The organism is Kribbella kalugense (assembly GCF_004365875.1).
GTDB lineage: Bacteria > Actinomycetota > Actinomycetes > Propionibacteriales > Kribbellaceae > Kribbella > Kribbella kalugense.
Genome location: NZ_SODF01000001.1, coordinates 955128 through 973070, shown reverse-complemented (window position 1 = coordinate 973070; position 17943 = coordinate 955128). Strand labels below are relative to the sequence as shown.

The 17943-nt window shown below is 67.0% G+C and carries 21 protein-coding genes; 6 read left to right on the top strand and 15 right to left on the bottom strand.

Translation table 11 applies throughout. The features are described 5' to 3' along the window. Nucleotides 1–95 precede the first annotated feature (95 nt). The 6 genes from EV650_RS04505 to EV650_RS40265 all read right to left on the bottom strand — a co-directional run bounded on the left by EV650_RS04505 (nt 96) and on the right by EV650_RS40265 (nt 5020). A complete protein-coding gene (locus EV650_RS04505; RefSeq protein WP_134115617.1) occupies nt 96–815 on the bottom strand; it encodes a hypothetical protein in 720 nt (239 codons plus the stop codon). Beyond that, a complete protein-coding gene (locus tag EV650_RS04500; RefSeq protein WP_134115615.1) occupies nt 812–1327 on the bottom strand; it encodes a phage tail protein in 516 nt (171 codons plus the stop codon). Before EV650_RS04500 ends, EV650_RS04505 begins: the two co-directional genes overlap by 4 nt. Nucleotides 1328–1338: 11 nt before the next feature. Continuing rightward, nucleotides 1339–2904, bottom strand: a complete 1566-nt coding sequence (locus tag EV650_RS04495; protein ID WP_134115613.1) for a phage tail sheath family protein — start codon at nt 2902–2904, stop codon at nt 1339–1341. Between the two features lie 54 nt (nt 2905–2958). Continuing rightward, nucleotides 2959–3084: a hypothetical protein gene (locus tag EV650_RS41305; RefSeq protein ID WP_255511943.1), complete on the bottom strand. Its 126-nt coding sequence runs from the start codon at nt 3082–3084 to the stop codon at nt 2959–2961. A 105-nt stretch (nt 3085–3189) separates the two neighbouring features. Further along, nucleotides 3190–3894: an AfsR/SARP family transcriptional regulator gene (locus EV650_RS04490; protein WP_166678021.1), complete on the bottom strand. Its 705-nt coding sequence runs from the start codon at nt 3892–3894 to the stop codon at nt 3190–3192. Nucleotides 3895–4039: 145 nt separating this feature from the next. Then, entirely contained in the window at nt 4040–5020 is a 981-nt protein-coding gene (locus EV650_RS40265) for an eCIS core domain-containing protein (RefSeq protein WP_166678020.1), read from the bottom strand. A gap of 102 nt (nt 5021–5122) precedes the next feature. On the opposite strand from EV650_RS40265, the gene EV650_RS04480 reads away from it, so the two are divergent. From EV650_RS04480 to EV650_RS41380, 4 genes are all read left to right on the top strand, one after another. After that, nucleotides 5123–5899: an FHA domain-containing protein gene (locus tag EV650_RS04480; RefSeq protein ID WP_166678019.1), complete on the top strand. Its 777-nt coding sequence runs from the start codon at nt 5123–5125 to the stop codon at nt 5897–5899. A gap of 13 nt (nt 5900–5912) precedes the next feature. Then, nucleotides 5913–6308, top strand: a complete 396-nt coding sequence (locus tag EV650_RS04475) for a hypothetical protein (RefSeq protein ID WP_134115604.1) — start codon at nt 5913–5915, stop codon at nt 6306–6308. A gap of 74 nt (nt 6309–6382) precedes the next feature. Then, a complete protein-coding gene (locus tag EV650_RS04470; RefSeq protein WP_134115602.1) occupies nt 6383–6694 on the top strand; it encodes a hypothetical protein in 312 nt (103 codons plus the stop codon). A gap of 14 nt (nt 6695–6708) precedes the next feature. After that, nucleotides 6709–7422 carry an N-acetylmuramoyl-L-alanine amidase gene (locus tag EV650_RS41380; RefSeq protein WP_305000020.1) on the top strand — a complete coding sequence of 238 codons (714 nt, stop codon included), beginning with the start codon at nt 6709–6711 and terminating at the stop codon, nt 7420–7422. On the opposite strand, the gene EV650_RS04460 is transcribed toward EV650_RS41380, so the two are convergent. From EV650_RS04460 to EV650_RS04450, 3 genes are read right to left on the bottom strand one after another with little or no spacing between them, the layout of a single operon-like run. Beyond that, nucleotides 7405–8352 (bottom strand): SDR family oxidoreductase, encoded by a 948-nt coding sequence (locus EV650_RS04460; RefSeq protein WP_134115596.1) that lies wholly within the window; start codon nt 8350–8352, stop codon nt 7405–7407. The genes EV650_RS41380 and EV650_RS04460 overlap by 18 nt on opposite strands. A gap of 33 nt (nt 8353–8385) precedes the next feature. After that, nucleotides 8386–9009, bottom strand: coding sequence for an NADPH-dependent F420 reductase (locus tag EV650_RS04455; RefSeq protein ID WP_134115594.1), 624 nt, complete (start codon nt 9007–9009; stop codon nt 8386–8388). Nucleotides 9010–9032: 23 nt separating this feature from the next. Beyond that, nucleotides 9033–9767 carry an SDR family NAD(P)-dependent oxidoreductase gene (locus tag EV650_RS04450; RefSeq protein WP_134115591.1) on the bottom strand — a complete coding sequence of 245 codons (735 nt, stop codon included), beginning with the start codon at nt 9765–9767 and terminating at the stop codon, nt 9033–9035. Between the two features lie 147 nt (nt 9768–9914). Here EV650_RS04450 and EV650_RS04445 point away from each other — a divergent pair, with 147 nt between their 5' ends. Next, the gene (locus EV650_RS04445; RefSeq protein WP_134115589.1) at nt 9915–10790 is read left to right on the top strand and encodes a LysR family transcriptional regulator; all 876 of its coding nucleotides are present in this window, start codon (nt 9915–9917) and stop codon (nt 10788–10790) included. Between the two features lie 4 nt (nt 10791–10794). Here the strand turns inward: EV650_RS04445 and EV650_RS04440 are convergent, their stop codons facing one another. The 6 genes from EV650_RS04440 to EV650_RS04415 all read right to left on the bottom strand — a co-directional run bounded on the left by EV650_RS04440 (nt 10795) and on the right by EV650_RS04415 (nt 17544). Continuing rightward, nucleotides 10795–12216 carry a M1 family metallopeptidase gene (locus EV650_RS04440; protein ID WP_134115587.1) on the bottom strand — a complete coding sequence of 474 codons (1422 nt, stop codon included), beginning with the start codon at nt 12214–12216 and terminating at the stop codon, nt 10795–10797. A gap of 61 nt (nt 12217–12277) precedes the next feature. Further along, nucleotides 12278–13342 carry a LacI family DNA-binding transcriptional regulator gene (locus EV650_RS04435; protein WP_134115585.1) on the bottom strand — a complete coding sequence of 355 codons (1065 nt, stop codon included), beginning with the start codon at nt 13340–13342 and terminating at the stop codon, nt 12278–12280. A 10-nt stretch (nt 13343–13352) separates the two neighbouring features. Next, nucleotides 13353–14474, bottom strand: coding sequence for a glycoside hydrolase family 172 protein (locus EV650_RS04430; protein WP_134115582.1), 1122 nt, complete (start codon nt 14472–14474; stop codon nt 13353–13355). Nucleotides 14475–14498: 24 nt separating this feature from the next. Next, entirely contained in the window at nt 14499–15338 is an 840-nt protein-coding gene (locus EV650_RS04425) for a carbohydrate ABC transporter permease (RefSeq protein ID WP_134115580.1), read from the bottom strand. Next, complete coding sequence (locus EV650_RS04420) at nt 15335–16225, bottom strand: carbohydrate ABC transporter permease (RefSeq protein ID WP_134115578.1); 891 nt, start codon at nt 16223–16225, stop codon at nt 15335–15337. Before EV650_RS04420 ends, EV650_RS04425 begins: the two co-directional genes overlap by 4 nt. Before the next feature lie 11 nt (nt 16226–16236). Next, nucleotides 16237–17544 carry an ABC transporter substrate-binding protein gene (locus EV650_RS04415; RefSeq protein ID WP_134115574.1) on the bottom strand — a complete coding sequence of 436 codons (1308 nt, stop codon included), beginning with the start codon at nt 17542–17544 and terminating at the stop codon, nt 16237–16239. Nucleotides 17545–17763: 219 nt separating this feature from the next. Between EV650_RS04415 and EV650_RS40255 the strand changes: the two genes are divergently transcribed. Further along, on the top strand, nt 17764–17934 hold the full coding sequence (locus EV650_RS40255; protein WP_166678018.1) for a hypothetical protein: 171 nt from the start codon (nt 17764–17766) through the stop codon (nt 17932–17934). Nucleotides 17935–17943 lie beyond the last annotated feature (9 nt).

The following is a 17943-nucleotide window of genomic DNA, read 5'->3' as shown; positions in this document are numbered from 1 at the left end:
GTCGGCGGTGGGCGCCTCGTACATCGCCGACGGTCGCGGACGCAGTCCGGCGTCGGACCGGGTCGAGCGCAGCACCAGCCGGCTCAGATAGCCGGTCACGGCTGCACCGCCGACAGGTACAACCGGCGCCGGAACGGACTCAACCCAAGGATCTCGGCCTCACTCCATCCATAAGCCTGAGCAAGCACGTGTACGTCGACCGCGAGTCGACGCGCCGCCGTCTCGACCGACGTCCACGCGAACCGGACCGGATCGAGTGACTCCGACCACTCCGCACCGCACTCGGCGCAGGACAACGCCAGCCGGATATCGGCGCCAGGATCCGCCTCTTCCAGCGCGGATTCGACGGCCAGTTCGACCGCCTCGGGTAGCTCTGCAACCGCGTTCCCGGCAAGGTCGGCGGACAGGATGCATCGTTCAAGCAGCGTACGGCGGAGTTCTTCGTCCGCCAACGACCCCGGCAACTGCGCGAGATCGGCACCCGTGGGCAGCCGGGCGACGACCCGGTACCCGTCGTACTCCACCGAGACCTGCGAGTCGCCGGTCGTTGGTGTCACCAACGCCGCCGGATCCAGCTCGACGTCCAGCTGTGCGCCGCAGACCGGACAGTCGGTGACCGCGTCCAGCGATCGACCGAGTGGAACGCAGTCCCGGATCAAGGCCCGGTCGCGCTCGCCGACAGCCCAGTCGGCGGCGTCACGGTGGCCGGCCGCGCCGAGCAGCAGCAACGCCCGGGCAGCCGGCGTCATCGACAGGCCGGCCTCCCAGACGTCGAGCGCGGCGGGTGCGAGCAGGCCTACCTGACGTGCGGTCATGTCAGTGCCGGCTCCTCCGGCTCGGTCACCTCGAGGTCGCGCTCCCAGCCCTCGTTCTCGAGCTTGATGGTCTGGATCGCGACCGCGTTCGCGTTGGCGTCGAGGTCGGGCAGCGCCTGGTACTCCGACACCCAGCAGCGGAACACCTTGTAGGCAAGGACTTTCTGACCCGCCTCGTTGTAGACCTCGATGATCACGTCCTTGCGGAAGTCGCGCAGCGACGACTCCGCGCCGAGGCCGGCGCCGAAGTTCCACACCTTCGCCGCCCAGTTCTCGAACTCGACGTCGTGGGTGACCCCGCGTTCCAGGCTGATCGCCTCGAACTCGCTCCGGCCGGCAGACTTCCGGGTGGTGCTCGGATCGCCGCCCTCGCGGTGCTTGACCACTTCGGTGGTGCGTTTCAGCGCACCGACCTTGCTGATCCCGGCGACGTACCGCCCGTCCCACTTCACCCGGAACTTGAAGTTCTTGTACGGATCGAAGCGCTGTGTGTTCACGGCGAACTGAACCATCGTGCTACCTCTCAACCGGCGGCCTGGCCGGCCATCTGCTGGATCTGGATGACGACGAACTCGGCGGGCTTGAGCGGAGCGAACCCGACCAGGACATTCACCACGCCGCGGTCGATGTCGCCCTGCGTGGTGGTGTTCCGGTCGCACCGGACGAAGTACGCGTCGCGCGGGGTCGCGCCCTGGAAGGCCTGTTTGCGGAACAGGTCCTGCAGGAACGCGCCGACGTTCAGCCGGATCTGCGACCACAGCGGTTCGTCGTTCGGCTCGAAGACGACCCACTTGAGCCCGGCCCGCAGACTCTGCTCGATGTACAGCGCGGTACGCCGGACCGGGACGTACTTCCACTCGCTCGCCAGCAGGTCCGCGCCCACCAAGGTCCGGGCGCCCCAGACCACGTTGCCGACCACCGGGAAGGTTCGCAGTACGTTGACGCCGATCGGGTTCAGCCGGGCGCTGTCCGCGTCGTTGACCACCGAGCTCAGGTCCGCGCCCCGCAACGTCGCCTCGATACCGGCCGGAGCCTTCCAGACGCCGCGGGTCGCATCCGTCCGGGCGAAGATGCCGGCGACCGCGCCGCTCGGACCGGTGTCGCGAGGGACCCCGTTCGCCAGCGGGTCCGGCATCCGCAACCGTGGCCAGTAGATACCCGCGTTCTTCGATCCGGTCGGAGCATCGGTGCCGGCGGCCCAGGTGGCCATCTCGGCGCCGGTGTCGGTCGCGGCGCCGGGCGGCGGATCGACGACCAGGAACGCGAAGTTGTCCTCGCAGAACTTCGACGCCTTGTCGACGAGCTCGTCCAAACCGTCGCCGAGGGTCGCCGCGGCGGGGATGCAGAGCAGGTTGAACACGGCCGGTTCGATCCTGGTCAGCGGCGCAAGTCCTGCCTCGAGCGCCGCGGCCAGCTTCGTCGCGTCGTTCGCCGTACCGTCCGCCTTCAACACCGGCGCGTCGACGCCGCCGGTCAGCCCGACGTACGTCGTGGGATCCGACGGCTCGCCCGTGGCCGAGGCGGCGACCGGCTCGGGACCTTTGGGGGTCGCGGCGATGTCGGTCAGGAGAACCAGATCCGATGCGTCGTTGACGGCCGCGATCAGGTCCGCGGCAGCCGCCGGCAGGTTGCGGTGGATCTCGCGTACGGCGATGGTGCCGTCCGCCGCGACCTCGCCGACGACCAGGTTCACCGCGTCGGCGGCGCCGCTCGTCACAGCGACCCGCAGGCCGTTGCCCCAGCCACCAGGTGCGGCCGCGCTGACGGTCAGCGTGTCTGCGTCGTCCTCGTCCTTCAGCTTGGCGGTCGCGCTCTTGTCATCGGCCAGCCCGATGCGCACGATCCATGCGGTCGCGCCACCGTTCAGGAAGTACTGCATCACGCCGTACGACGCGCAGCTCTGGGAATGCAGGCCGCCGAAGAGGCGGGTGAATTCCTCGAAGCTGTCCACCCGCGTGGCCACGCCGACCGGTCCGCGTGCGTACCAGTCCACGAACGCCGTGAACGACGTACTCACCCCGACAATCGGGCCGGGCCCTCCGCGCAACTCCTCGATGTAGATTCCGGGTGCGCTCAGTGTCGAGGGCATGATCTCTTCCCCATCCGCCGGTCGGCCAGTGTCTCCAGCCAACCGCGGGCCCCGTCACGACCGCGTCACCGGTCCGAGCACCTCGTCGAGCCAACCCTCGACCAGCCGCAGCACCTCGTCCCGGCTCGTCACGACGCGCGTCCGCACCGACTCCGGCCGGAGGTCGGTGGAGCTCGTCATGCGAATGCGGACCTCACCCCCGGTTTCTCTCCACAGCCGGATGACGATCAATCCATCTGCGCGGAGGTCATCGGCACTCATACGCCATTCATCCGCCACCGACCGTCACATCGGTGTCAACACACCGCCCCTGCGTGGCAGCAGCCCACCCAACCGGGGCGACGGCTCGAGTTCCAGTTCACGCCAGAGCAGGTCGCGGTACAGGTGGAAGCGCTGGATCGCGTCCGACGTGTTCCCCTCCGCGATGTAGACCGCGATCAGCACCTCGTTCGCGGTCTCCCGCAACGGCTCGGCCCGCACGGCCTCGAGCGCCAGGCGAAGAGCGACGTCCAGGCGTCCCCGATCGACGAACAGCCGGGCCGCGATCTCGAGGGCATGCAGACGGAGCTGGCTGAGCCGTTCGCGCTCGAACACCACCCAGTCGTCGTACCACCCCGCCAGCAACTCGGGCCGGCAGAGCGCGGCCAGTGTCGAGTCGTCGACGTACCGGCGGCTCAGGACGTCGTCGACGACGCGCTCCTGGGCGTCGGTGTCCGCATGTGTGCCGGGTGCCAGCCGCAAGGCGTCGCCGACGATCTCCAGCAGGCCCGACGCCAGCCGGTTCATCCGCCACACACTCGTCCGCAAACTGGCCAACGCCTGCGTCTCCGGCACTTCCGGCCACAACGCACCGGCCACCAGGCATCGGTGCGAGATCCCGCGAAGCGCGAGGAAGGCCGCCAGTCGTTGCAGACCGAGCGGCAAGTCGATCGGCACCCCGGAGCGTTCACACGCGAAACATCCGAGCAGACGCAGCCGCAGTTCATCCATAGCGCACCCCCCTGGCTCAGCCATGGCGGGCCGGACCAACCGGGATTCGCGACGAGCGGCGAGCCAGGCCCGGATCCACTGTGACACGGCGAAACCGCACCCGCCAAGGCGTCGGCATTGGCCGTACCAATGATTTGCCGATGCTTTACGGAGCCTTGGGGTAGGTGACGGCGACTTTCGTCAGGCCGATGACGCTGTGGTAGTTCAGGCGCTTGATCGTGTTCAGGTTGTTCCAGTCGACGTGCACGCAGCCGTGCGAACCGGCGTCGACCGGACCGGCGTGCAGAGACTCGCCCTGGTTGTAGAAGACCGCGAAGCTCATGTTGCTGAGCCGATCGCCGCGCGCGTCGACCTTCGTGTACCGGTTGTTCGGGCCCTCGCGCTGGGCCGGATCGAAGTCGACCCCAGGTGTCCCGGAGTACGCGCCGCTGTTGTAGCCCGCGCCTTCGATCCGGAACACCGTGAAGTTGCCGCGATCGGTCGTCCGCCCGATGACGCCGCCGGCCACCGGGAAGGTGAAGTCGGCGCCCTTCGCCGGGCTGTTGAAGTACGTCGCGCTCGCACTGCCCCGCCAGTACTCGAACCCGTCGCCGTCGACGGCCTTCGAGGCGAACGCGACCTTGACCGACTCGATCCACGGCTTGGTCGCCTTGTCGGCGTTCGGGTCGAACGAGCCTTCCTTCAGTACGGCGTCGTCCTCGACCCCGAAGTTGAACGCCTTCGGGCTGCGGTACCGCCGTACCACTCCCGGTGTCCCCTGCACCACGTGCGCCAGTTCGTGGGCGAGCATGTGCCGCCCGGCCGGGCTCGTCGGCGGATAAGCCCCGCGGCCGAAGACGATGTCGCTCCCTACTGTGAAGGCCGGCGCTTCGACATCCCGGGCAGCCGCATCATCCTGGTGGATCCGGACGTTCGCGAAATCATGCCCGAACCGCTGCTCCATCCCCGCCCGCACCGAACTCGGAAGCTCTGCCCCGCGCCTGCCCAACGCTCGCTTCACACTGGCCGGAGCCCGCACCCCCTCCGACTCACCGAGCTCCCGCGAGCCGGCCCGCACCGGGCGCCCCATCAAGGCAGCACCCGCCAAGGCATCCGCCTCCCGCTCCCCAGCTTCCCCCCGCGCCATCGAATGCACCCTCACCATCCCCCGATCATCCGCCCCAGCCCAACCACCGACAACCCTCGACTGCCACCGCCGATGGTGCTTTGCTGGTGGGGGGTGTCCGTTATGGCGCAGCCATCGGCGACGTATCTGGTCGTGGAGAGCGCAGGGCAGGATCACGGGCGGCGGATCGACCTGGTCGGGAACCGGTTGACCATCGGCCGCTTGCCTACGTGCGACGTGCGGTTCGACGATCTGCAGGTCAGCCGCACGCATGCGACCGTCTGGCGCCGCGGCGACGCGGACTACGTCGAGGACCTCGGCTCGTCCGGTGGCACCTACGTCAACAACGTCGTCATTACCGGTCCACGCGAGCTTCGCGCCGGAGACACGGTCGCGTTCGCCGGTCTTCGACTCCGGTACTCAGCTGACGGCTCGGAGGATCCTCGGCCGCGGCAGGAGTCTCAGCAGGTCCGCTACGACATCCGGGAACAACGAGCCGACGAGATCAACAACGTCGGGCGGGACCAGTTCAACTACTCGCAGCACATTGTCCAGCAGCGGGAGAGTTTCTTCCGCGAGATCGCGGCGACGAAGACGAAGGCACGCTGGCTGGTGTGGACAGGTGTAGCGCTCTTCGTGATCGGTCTGGGAATCGCCTATGTCGGCGGCTTCAACTACCTGCAATGGTTCGCCGACGTGTGGAGTTCGTCGACTGCTTCGTCCACTGCTCCGGAGCTCGATTTCAGCGGTCTCCTGATCGCGGCGGTCGGTGGCTTGATCAACACCGTCGGCGTGCTACTGGTCATCATCGGAATAGTTCTGCACATCGTCGCGACGTCGCGTCGCAAGCGCGTCAACCGAGACTTCCCTCCGCCCCCTCCGCAGTACCGGAGGCATTGAGACGAGTGGGCGAATGACCTTCAACATCGGCAATCAGTCGGCGGGCAACATCAACAACGTGGCTCGCGATCAACACATCACCGGCGGCCAGCACGGCGTACTGGTGACGCCCGAGGCCGCCGGCCAGGCAGTGATCGACCTACGCGCCGGCCTGCGGACAACCTCGCTCGACGAGCAGACCGCGGCCGATGCGGAGGCCGAGGTGACGCAGATCGAGACGGCGATCCGGGAGCCGCAGCCCGATCGTCCCCGCGTCGCCCGTTCCCTGGAGCGGCTCACCCGGCTACTTCTCGCAGCGGGTTCACTCGCAACGGCCGGCTCATCCTTACTTCAACCCCTACACACCCTCGCCGGCTGGCTCGGCACCCTCGGCGCCCCGATCCTCCATCTGCTTCCCCTACTGGCCTGACGGTTTCATGCATCCGCTTCATGCGGTTGTGTTTGTTGACTTCAGCTGTTCGGAAGAGTATCGAGGTCACAGGGGTGGGAATTCAGCGAACCGCGGATGCTCCGTGCGGGCGCTTCGGCATGCCGCGTGCTGCCGGCTTCGTCATGCGCGCCATTGAGTTGGTTCGATCGGAGCAGTTGACAGGGGGGCTTCACGTGAGTGAAGAACAGCTCGAAAGAGTCGCCATTGATGACTTGGATCTCAGGGGCGAGGACGACGACGTCATCGAGCACGAGGATGCGTCACCGGAAGCAACAGCGGAAGCCGGCTTGACCGAGGACGGCGTCGTACTGGCGCCGACCGACGACATCGAGTTCGAGGAAGACGACAGCGGGGTGGCCCAATGAGCACGGTGCCGTGGATGGCTGACGCATTTCGCAGCAACGGCCTCAAGGTGCTTGAGGTCGCGGGTTGGAAGACACGTGGCCGGCCGGGGACCTTCGAGCCGCGCGGTGTGGTCTTCCACCACACAGCTTCGGGCAAGCACGGTGGCTCCGCGCCATCGCTCGGCACCGTTCTGAAGGGGCGGCCGGGAATCCCCGGCCCGCTGTGCCACGTGCTCATCGGCCGGGACCTGACAGTCCGAACGATCGCCGCCGGCCGGGCGAACCACGCGGGTGCGGGTGGTCCCCTGATCGGCATCACGAAGGACGCGGGGAATTCTTTCCTGATCGGCGTCGAGGTCGAGAACGACGGCGTCGGAGAGCTCTGGACACCCGGACTGCTCGAGACCTGCGACACCGTGTTCGCGACCTTGCTCCTCGGACTCCGCCGGCAGCCCGCGATGCTGATCGGGCACAAGGAGTGGGCACCGAAGCGCAAGATCGACCCGGCCCGCACCACCGCCGGCCTTCCGACGATGGACCAGGTCCGGGCCCGGGTGACGGCGAGGTTGACCACGATGGGGCATCCAGATCTTCGAGCCCCGTCACTAGGAGTCGTTGTCGTCAAGGCCGGCGACACCCTCTTCAGGATCGCGCTGCAGCACCGAATGTCGGTGGCCGAGCTGATGAAACTGAACGGGCTGTCGACCACACTCATCCGCGTCGGCCAGAAACTAAAGGTCCGACGCTGACGTGGAGAAGTAGTTGCCGTTGTCCAGATCGGCCAGCAGGGTTGGCTGAGTGGGCTCCCAGCCGAGGGTTCGGCGGGTGATGTGGTTGGACGCCGGGTAGTTCTGCGTGACGATGTTCGCGAGGAAACCGAAGTACCCCGGGATCATCAGTTCGTCCGCGGGAATGCTCACGGCGGGCAGGCCCAGGCGGCTGGCGATGGCCTCGGCGATCTCGCGGAGCGGGATCGCCGAGTCGCCGACCGCGTGCCAGTACTTGCCGGCCGGGCCCTTCTCCAGTGCCAAGCGGAACAGGGAGGCGAGGTCGCGGATGTGTACGGCGTTCCATTGGTTCGCGCCGTCTCCGGGGTAGCCGACGACGCCCTTCTCCTTCGCGAGCGCGATCAGCTGCACGAGGAAGCCGGCCCGATCGGTCGTGCTGTGCGCGATGTTGGCAATCCGCACGACCGACGACCGCACTCCCCGCTCGGCGAGGCCGACGACGGCGGTCTCCACGACGTTGCGAACCCGCAGCGTGCCCCTGTACTCATCGCTGCTGGGAAGGGCCGGGTCGTCCTCGGTGGCCGGCCGGCCCAGGTTCCCGGGTGAGCCGATGCTCCCCGCCGCGACCAGCGGCTTTCCGGTTCCCGCGAGTGCCTCGCCGTACGCGAGCATGATCGGGAGCTCCGCGGCGGCCACGGCGTCGATCCCGCCGGACGGAAGCAGGTCTTGCCTGTGTGCGACGTGGATGACTCCGTCGGAGTCCGCGGCCGCCTCCTTGAGCCCGTCGAGATCCTCGAGGTCGCCGCGACGCACCTTCGCGCCGAGCGCTGACAACGCTGCCGCAGCCGTGTCCGACCGGGCCAGGCCGGTGACCTCGTGCCCGGCGGCGATCAGCTCGGGGATGATGTACGAACCGGTGTGGCCGGTCCCGCCAGCGACGAAAACGCGCACGCTACTGCTCCTTGTGATTGAGGTGGAACGCGCTCAGTCGGTGAATTCGTTGACGCCGAGGGCGAAGTCCCAGTGGCCGACCCCGTTGCCGGCGAGGCCCATCGTGACCAGACCCATTCCTTCCAGCCAGTGCGCCATTTTCAGGCCGCCGACGTCCAGCGGGCGCAACCCGAGGCTCTCGATGAATGCAGCCAGGTCCGCTTTGGCCTGCGCATTGTCACCGGCGATGAAAACGCTGGGCCGGCCCTTCTCCAGGACATTACGGAAGATGGTGTTGAACGCCTTCAGCACGCTGGCGCCGGCCGGCGCCACCTTGGCGGCCTCCTGCGCGATCGAGCTCTCCCCGCTGTAGGCGAGTCCGTCGAACGTCGCGTTGAAGGGGTTGCTGATGTCGACGATGACCTTGCCCGCCAGGGCGTCTCCGTACTCCGTGACGACCGGAACAACCCCGTCGTACAGCAGGGCCGTGATGACGATGTCCCCGGCCGGGACGGCGCCCCACTTGCCCGTCGTCGCGCCGCCGCCGAGAGCCTTGGCCAGGTCATCGGCCTTCGACTGATCGCGTCCCATGACCTCGACTTTGTTGCCGCCGGCAACCGCGAGTGTGCCGATGGTACGGGCCATGTTCCCCGCACCGATAAGGGTGATGCTGCTCATGAGGTGTGCTCTCTTCCTGTGGTTCAGATGGCGGTGGTGCCGCCGTCGGCGACCAGTTCCAGGCCGTTGACGTAGCTGGAGTCGTCGGAGGCGAGGAACAGCGCGACGGTGGCGATTTCTTCGGGCCGGCCCATCGCTCCGCGAGGGATGAGGGACTCGAATGCGGCCTTGGTTGCCTCGTCGAACAGTTCTGCCTGTTTGGCGGTGGCGACCTGGCCGGGGGTCAGGACGTTGACCCGGATCTTGCGGTCGCGCAGTTCGTTCAGCCAGACGCGGGCCCAGGCCTGCTGAACGGCTTTGCTTCCCGCGTAGAGGCTCCAGCCGGGGAAGGCGCCGAGGGAGGCGTTGGATCCGGTCATCAGGATCGAGCCGTTGTCGTTCATCAGCGGCAGCGCCTTCTGCACGGTGAACAAGGTGCCGCGCGCGTTCAGCAAGAAAGCGCGGTCGAACTGTTCCTCGGTGATCTCGCCGAGTACGCCGGGTTCGCCCATCCCGGCGCTGGCCCACAGCACGTCGATCGAACCCTTCTCCCGCTTGACGGCGTCGTACAAGCGGTCCAGGTCGTCCAGCTCGGCCGCGTCACCCTGTACGGCGGTGACGTTGCGCCCGATCAACTTGACGGCGTCGTCCAGTGCCTCCTGCCGCCGGGCCTGGATGAAGACGTGCGCGCCTTCCTCGACGAACAGTTTGGCGCCGGCCAGTGCCATACCGGTGGATCCACCGGTAATAACGGCGACCTTGCCATCGAGCTTTCCCACAATCACTCCATAGAATTGATGAATACTCGAAATTGCTTATCCCGAATTCGCTCGGCCCCATTAACGATGCCATCGGCTCGAGTGGGTGTCCAAGACCTCTTTCAGCGGTGGCGATACCCTGGAGGCATCGCCGTACCGGGAGGCTCGATGGATCTGGACCTGCGCAAGCTGCGGTACTTCGTGACCGTCGCCGAGAGGCTGCACTTCGGCCGCGCCGCCGAGGAGCTGCACATCGCGCAGCCGGCGCTCAGTCGGCAGATCCGCGCTTTGGAAAAGGATCTCGGCGCCGCGCTGTTCACCAGGGACAGCCACGGCGTAGAGCTGACCGACGCGGGCCGGCAACTACTGGACGACGCCGGTCCGCTGCTCGCCTCCACGCACGCGGTCCGCCGCCGGGTGTTGGTGGCTGCCCGCGGCAGCCGGCGGCTGGCAGTCGGCTTCCGGACCGGGATCCCGGTCATCCCGGCCGCGCGGGCGTTCGAGGCCCGGCACCCGGACGTGGTCGTGGACGTGCAGCGGATCGAATGGGACGACCAGGCCCTGATGCTGCTCGACGGCCGCATCGACGTCGGCTATGTGCGGCTGCCCATCGACGAGACCGGCCTGCGCGTGACCCCGCTGTTCACCGAGCCGCTCATGGTGGTGCTGCCGGCAGACCACAGGTTGGCCGGCAAGGAGGAGCTCACCGAGGCCGACCTCGACGGTGAACCGCTGGTCTGGCACGCCGACCCGAGCACGCAGCCCACCAGGCGCCCGCACCCCGACTCCGGTCTCCGGGTGCGCGGCGTGGAGGAGAAGCTCGAGTACGTCGCGGCCGGCCGGGGCATCTCGTTCGTGGGGCGTTCGGAGACGGTCTTCTACTCACGCCCGGACATCAGCTACGTCCCCATCCCCGAACTCGCGCCCGACCAGGTGTGCGTCGCGATGGCGGCATCGCGCACCTCGCCGCTGGCCGACGACTTCTTCGCCGCGGCGCAAGCGACGGCCGAGATCACGGCAGAGTGTGGAATCTACGAGCAGTAAGGCGTCAGAGGGTTGGTTTGCCTGGTTGGTAGAGCCAGGTTTGGAAGAACGTGCCGAGGTCGCGGTGGGTCAGTCGCTCGACGAACCGGATGAAAGTCTGCGTTGAGACATTGTCGTGCCGGTACGTCGTCGGCCACTGCTTGAGCACCTCGAAGAAGGCGCGGTCACCGATCTTCATCCGCAGCGCCTGCAACGTCATCGCGCCGCGGTTGTAGACCAGGTCGTCGAAGATCTGGTCCCGGCCGGGATCCGCTACCTTCCCGGTCCAGTCCTTCTCGTCGGCGTACGTCTCCGCGAAGCTCTTCGCTACCGGGACGCCGTTGAACTTCTCCTGGTAGAGCCACTCCGAGTAGGTGGCGAAGCCTTCGTTCAGCCAGATGTCCGACCAGTGCACCGGCGTGAGACTGTCGCCGAACCACTGGTGGCCGAGTTCGTGGGCAAGCAGGTCACCGCTGACTTTGCTGGTGCGCTGGTCGTACACGGGTCGGCCCTGCGTCTCCAGGGCGTAGTGGACGCCGACGTCGGCGATGATGCCGCCGGTCGAGTCGAACGGATAACGCCCGTACAGCGACGACTCCCACTGGATGACCTGCGCGGTGGTGTTGTTGAGCACCTTGCCCTGACCGGCCACGGTGTCGATCGACTGCCCGATCGCGGTGATGTTCAGGAGACCGTCGGTCACGCTCCGGGTGACGTTGTATTTCCCGATCGCGATCATGGCCAACTCGCTGGCCATCGGCTGGTTCATGTGCCAGCGGAAGGTGGTCCGGCCGTTGTGCTTGGTGCTCGGACCTGGTTCGCCGTTCGCCAGCACGGTGAGCCCGGTCGGCACGGTGATGGTCTGGGTGTACGTCGCTTTGTCGTCGGTGGTGTCGTTCACCGGGTAGTACGTCGCCGCGCCGATCGGCTGGTTGAGCGCGACCGCGCCGTCCTTCGTGGCGACCCAGCCGGAAAGGCCCAGCGCAGGGTCGTCGATCTTCTGCGGAACGCCGGCGTACGTCACCGAGACGAGGAAGGTGCTCCCCCGCGGCAGCCCGTGCCGCGGAGTGATCACCAACTCCTGCGCACCGCTGCGGGCGTACGACGCATCGCGCCCGTTGACCGAGAGCTTGCTGATCTTCAACGGTCCCTGGAAGTCCAGGTCGAAGCGGGAGAGATTCTGCGTGGCTCTGGCGAGGATCGTCGTGGTCGCGCTGATCGCCTTGGTCTTCGGGTCGAACGCGAGCCTGATGTCGTAGTGGCTGACGTCGTACCCGCCGTTACCCATGTCGGGGAAGTACGGATCCCCGGCCCCTGCCGCACCAGGCGAGAACCGCGACACTCGCTCAGGCGCGGCACTCGCCGTCAGCCCGGTGCCGGCCACCAGCCCAAGAGCCAACGCACCGACGATCAAAAGGTAACCACGACGACGACCAAAACGTCCCACAATTCCTCCTCGCAGTCCCCAACGACTCACCCGCTCAGCTGATCATCGGGCGTGCCCGGTGTCAACGGTTGTTCTGGGCAACCGACTCGCGGATGACGACCGGGCAGGGCAGCAAGGTCGGGTGGGTCGAGCGGTACCACGAGGTGCTGCTGCTCTGGATCAACCTGGTCAAGGTGGCCACCGCCCAGGCACCCATCTCGTAATGCGGCAGCGCAACTGTGGTGAGCGCCGGGTAGACACTGGCCGCGATCGGCGCCTGGTCGTCGAAGCCGACGATCGACACGTCGTCGGGAATTCGCAGGCCGAGCTCCTGGGCCGCGCGGTAAGCGCCCATCGCCATCCGGTCGTTGTAACAGAAGATCGCCGTCGGCCGGTCGTCTCGATCGAGCAGGTCGAGGCTGGTCGTGTATCCGCCGACAGCCTCCGAGACACCCGAGGTGATCAGTTGGTCGTTCCGCGGGATACCTGCCTGCTCGAGACCGCGGAGGTACCCGACCAGGCGGCCCTGGGTGGCCGGAACCTCGATACTCGAGTCCGCGAACGCGATCCGCCGATGCCCGGCGTCGGCCAGCAGGGCAACGAGATCGGCCGCCCCACTGGCCTCGTCCGGGAGAACGGCGGGTACGACGCCTTGCCGGTCCAGGGCTCCTATCAACACCGCCGGTACCGCGCGCAACTCGCGCGGCACCGACACCTCGTGGTGGAACACCGTGGCGTAGATGATGCCGTCGACCTGACGCTCGATCAGCGCCCGGGCGTCGGCGCGGCGGGCGTCCGCGCCGGCGTCGAGATGCGAGTTGATGATCGCGAGCGTGAGGTTGTGCCGACTCGCTTCCTCCTGCGCGCCGAGGATGATCCGGCCGGCATGCGGGGTGGTCGCGATCTCCTCGGTGAGCAGCCCGATCATGTCCGACGCCCGGGTCCGCAGCCCGCGGGCGAGCCGGTTCGGGGTGTACCCGAGGTCCCGGGCGACCGATCGGACCCGATCCCGGGTCGCCTCACTCGTTCGCGTGTGCGGCGTCTCGTTGAGCACATGCGAAACCGTCGTGACGGACACACCCGCGGCGCGGGCGACATCCCGGATGCCGACCTTCGGCGTGATCGCTTCCTCCTCTGCCCCGCTCATCGACCCGACCTCACTCGTCCCAGAGGCCGTGCTCCGGCCACCGTCGCGGCAGCCGCTCCTCGACCGGTGGCAGCTCGGCATGCGGCGCGTGCTCGCCCAACTGGTACCAGTAGGCGACGCTCGAGTAGTCGTTCCCCTGATCGTTGGCGTGTCCGTGCTCGATCGACACCCGCAGGCTCTGCTCGAACCGGACCGGGTCCTCGATGTGCCAGCGGAACATGCTCCACAGCCCGAAGTGCTCCTGCGGGCTCGCACCGAGCGTGATGCCGTGGTACGGACCGGCGTACTCCCCACTGGGGAATCCCCAGGCGGCACCGAAGTAGTCCTCCGTGCCGGTCCCGTGCAAGGAGGGCGGCCAGACCTCCCCGTCGATGAAGAACATGTCGTCGCCCTCGCCCGGCCAGGTGAACACCTGGTTGGAGGCGTCGAAGTTGTCGATGCTGAGCACGCAGCCAACGTAGTGCCCCGTGCCGGTCGCATCGAGGATCACGTAGTTGTCGTCCCCGGTCAGGTTCGTCCCCGGCAGGTCCCACGGCGCCGGGTTCTCGAGATCGGTGGTGTGCGGTACGGCGGTCGTCGGCTTCTCCTGCCGGTAGTACGCATGGAACTGCGCGACGTCGTCCGGGATCGACTGCTCGCTGAGCTCGTAGTCGACGTAGTAGAAGAGGTTCTCGATCGGCTGATCGCTCTCGTTGCGGATCTGGATCCTCGCGTGACTGCCGAACGGCATCGGGAAGTAGGAGTTCATCGCGGCCGCGAACGGCCCTTTGGGACCCCGCCGTGGACCGAACACGGCGTTCAGCGGTAGGGAGATGTAGTGCTTCGCGACCGCGTGCCCGACACCGAAGAAGTCGCCGAGCGGCGCTCGTACGCTCGGATTCTCCTCCCCGTCCCAGAACATCTCGATGACGAGCTTGCGCAGGTACTTCTCCGAGTAGCAGCGCGTGGTCAGCCAGATGTGCTCGATCCGTCCCGCCCCGCTGATGTCGGCGATCACGAAGGTCTCCCCCGCGGGCACCACCGCGAAGTCCCGGTTGCCGCCACTGCGATCCCAGCTCGACTCGCGTCGTGACCGGCCGGACTTCACGTGGGCCAGGCCGCCGAGCGGGCTGTTGGGTTGCCAGAATTCCATGTCTTCTCCAGTGGTTGAGTGATGTCAGCCCTTGACGGCGCCGAGGGTCAGGCCGGCGACGATGTGCCGCTGGAGCGCAAGAGTGAGCAGGATGACGGGGACGGAGTAGACCGCCGAGAGCGCGGTCATTCCGCCCCAGTCGAGGCCGAACTGGGTCTGGAAGTTGGCGATCACGATCGGCGTGGTCTGGGCCCGCACCGACGTGAGCAGCAGCGCGAACAGGAACTCGTTCCAGGACGCGAGGAAGGCGAAGATGGCCGTCACGGCCAGGCCGCCGGAAACGACCGGCAGTACGACGTGCCGGAACGCCTGCAGCCGATCGCTGCCGTCGACCTTGGCGGCTTCTTCCAGCTCGACCGGAACCGCCTCGAAGAAGCTCGACATGAGCCAGATCGACAGTGGCAGCGAGATCGTGGTGTGGGCGATCGCCAACCCGATCGTGGTGTCCGAGATGCCGAGCCGCCGCATCGTCTCGACCAACGGCGCCCCGACCGCGATTGTCGGCACCATCCGGGTGACCAGCGCCGCGACCACGAAGATGCGGCCGCTCGGCGTTCGGTAGCGGGTGATCGCGTACGCCGCCGGCACCCCGAGGGCGAGTGAGAACGCAGTACTGAGCACTGCGGTTGCGCCGCTGTTGATCAGCGCCGGTACGACGCCTTCCTTGCTGAGCGCGGCCACGTAGTTGTCGAGGGTCCACTGCGACGGCAACACCTGGGGCGGTACTGCGATCGCATCGAGCGGGGTCTTGAACGACGTCAGCAGAAGGTAGACGAACGGGAATCCGTACAGCACCAGGACAGCGACCAGCGTGCCCCACAGGATGACGCGGGTCGGACGGCGACGGGTCTCGAGGCCGTTCATGCCTGATCTCCCCCAGGTCGCCAGATGGCGAAGATCGCGATCGCGGCGACCACGAGCATCCCGATCAGGTAGACGGTGCCCATCGCGCTGGCCAGGCCGGGATCGCCGTTGCGCGTCATCGTGCGGTAGATCAGCAGGCTGAGGGTCGTCGTACTGTCCTGTGGCCCACCGCTGGTCTGGATCAGGATGATGTCGAACGCACGGGCCGCATCGATGCCGCGAACGATCAGCGCGACGGCGATCACCGGTCGCAGCAGCGGCAGGATGATCCGGAACAGCAGCGTCGGGAAACGTACGCCGTCGATCCGAGCGGCCTCGATGACGTCACCCGGCACGTTCTGCAGTCCCGCGAAGAGGACGAGCGTGATGAACGAGGTCGTCAGCCAGATGTCGGGCATCGCCACCGAGAACAACGCGATCTTCGGATTGCTCAACCAGCCGATCTGGTCCGTGCTGTGCAACAGCCCGCCCCGGCGCAGCAACTCGTTGAGGATGCCGAAGTTGTCGATGAGCAGGAATCGCCATAGCAGGCCGGCGACCACCGGGGCGACCATGAGCGGATACATGAAGACAGTACGGAACACTGCCGACCGACTGCCGAGCGCCGCGAAGACCAACGCCACGGCAAGCCCGAAGGTGAATTCGAGCGCGACCACGACGACCGTGTAGACGATCGTCCGCAGCGCCGCTCCTTGGAACGCCGGCGAACCGAACGCGGTCGCGAAGTTCTCGAAACCCACGAACTTCCGCGGGCCACCGGCCATCGGCGAGATCTGGTAGAACGCGTTCGCAACGAATCTGAGCAGTGGCCACGCCACGAACGCGGCCAGGAACAAGGCGGCCGGCGCGATCAGTGCGAGCGCGAACCGGCGGTCGGTGAGGCGCACGGGAGTGTCCTTCACTTGACGATGGCCTGGATCTGACCCTTCGCCTGTTTCAGCAGCGCCGCGTTGTTCGCGCCCTTGGCGACCGCCTTCTGCAACATCGGCGTCAGCACCGAGGTCACGATCTCCTGCCACTTCGGTGTGGCCGGCCGTGCGATCGTCTCGGGCGACTTCAGCGTCGTGAGGATGGCCGGATAGTTCTCGTGCCCGGCGACGCCGGCCTGCGATTCGAACGCCGAGATCCGTGCGACCAGACCCAGCGACGTCTTGATCGAGAGATCGTTGTGCGCGTAGGCGAAGGCGATGAACTTCTTGGCCTCGGCCTGCTTCTCCGTTGCCTTAGGCACCGAGAGGTACCAGGCGCCCGGTACGCCGGCAATGCCGCCAGGCCCCGCGATCATCGGCGCGACACCGATCTTGCCTTTGACCTTGGCGTTGGCCGGGGTCTGGGTGTAGGCGTGTCCCCAGAACCGCATCATCGCGAGCTTTCCCTGGTAGAAGAGGTTCTGCGCGCCGGCCCAGTCGAGTTGCGCGGCGCCGGGTGGGGCGTAAGGCAACAGGCTGGTGTAGAAGTTCAACGCTGCCAGGTGATCGGCGTCGTCGATGCTGACGTCGCCGCTCTTCGGATCGAGAACCATCGTCTTCTCGCCGGTCTGTGAAACCGTGGCCAGCCACTCCGTCTCGACCGCACCCTTCACATCGGTGCCGTACAGATCGGTCTGGCCGTCGCCGTTGGTGTCGCGGGTGAAGAACTCGGCCACGTCCTTGTACTGCTTCCACGTCGTCGGCGGCACCAGCGGGTAGCCGTACTTCGCCTGGAAGGCAGCCTTGTTCTTCGGGTCGCCGAACAGGTCCGTCCGGTAGTAGAGAATCTCGGAGTTCGTCCAGACCGGCATCCCGACGTACGACCCGCCGACCTGTGCCTCGGTCACCAGGCCCGGGAACAGATCGCGCTTCACGTCGTCGGTGAAGAGGTCGTCGAGTGGCGAGACACCGGTCGAGAAGGCGCTCAGCCAGATGGCGTCGAGCGCCGCGACGTCGAACGACGTCTTGCCCGAGCCGAGCTCGGTCTGGATCCGGTCGTAGAGACCGTCGTACGGCAGTTCGACCAGCTCGACCGTCGTACCGGTCTCCTTCTGGTAGAGATCGGCGATCGGCTGGAGCTCGGCCTTTCCGCCTCCCTCCACCAGGACGGTCAGCTTGCCGGCGGCACCTTGCGAGCTTCCACCGGCACCGCATCCGGCGATCGCCAGGATCACACTCGCAACGGCGATGCCGGCCATCGCGGTCCGGAGGCGACCGCTCGTGCTGCGAAGCTTCATACTCCGACTCCGTTCCAGGCTTGTGATTAAACGTTTTGGCAAAACGTCTTGGCAGAAGTGTTCGTCCGCCGTGGCCAGTCGGTCAACGCCAAAATTCCGCCAAACAGCTGCCAAAACTTTTGGCATCCGCGACGATCTTGCCGCCGCCTGGCAGCAGTCCTACCTTCGGATCAATTCCACTCTGCCAAAACCTTTTGGCACCCTCGTCAAGGAGCCGCCGTGAACTCCTCCACCCCACCGGACGCGCGCCTGTCGCGCCGGGTTTTCCTGGCAGCCGCGGCCGCCGTGAGCGCCGCGGGCTACCTCCAGCTGCCGAGGACGCCGGCGGCTGCGGCCGTCGCCGCGGACCCGGCGCCCCGACCGCACAACACGCTCCTCGGCGTGCTCTGACCACACCTG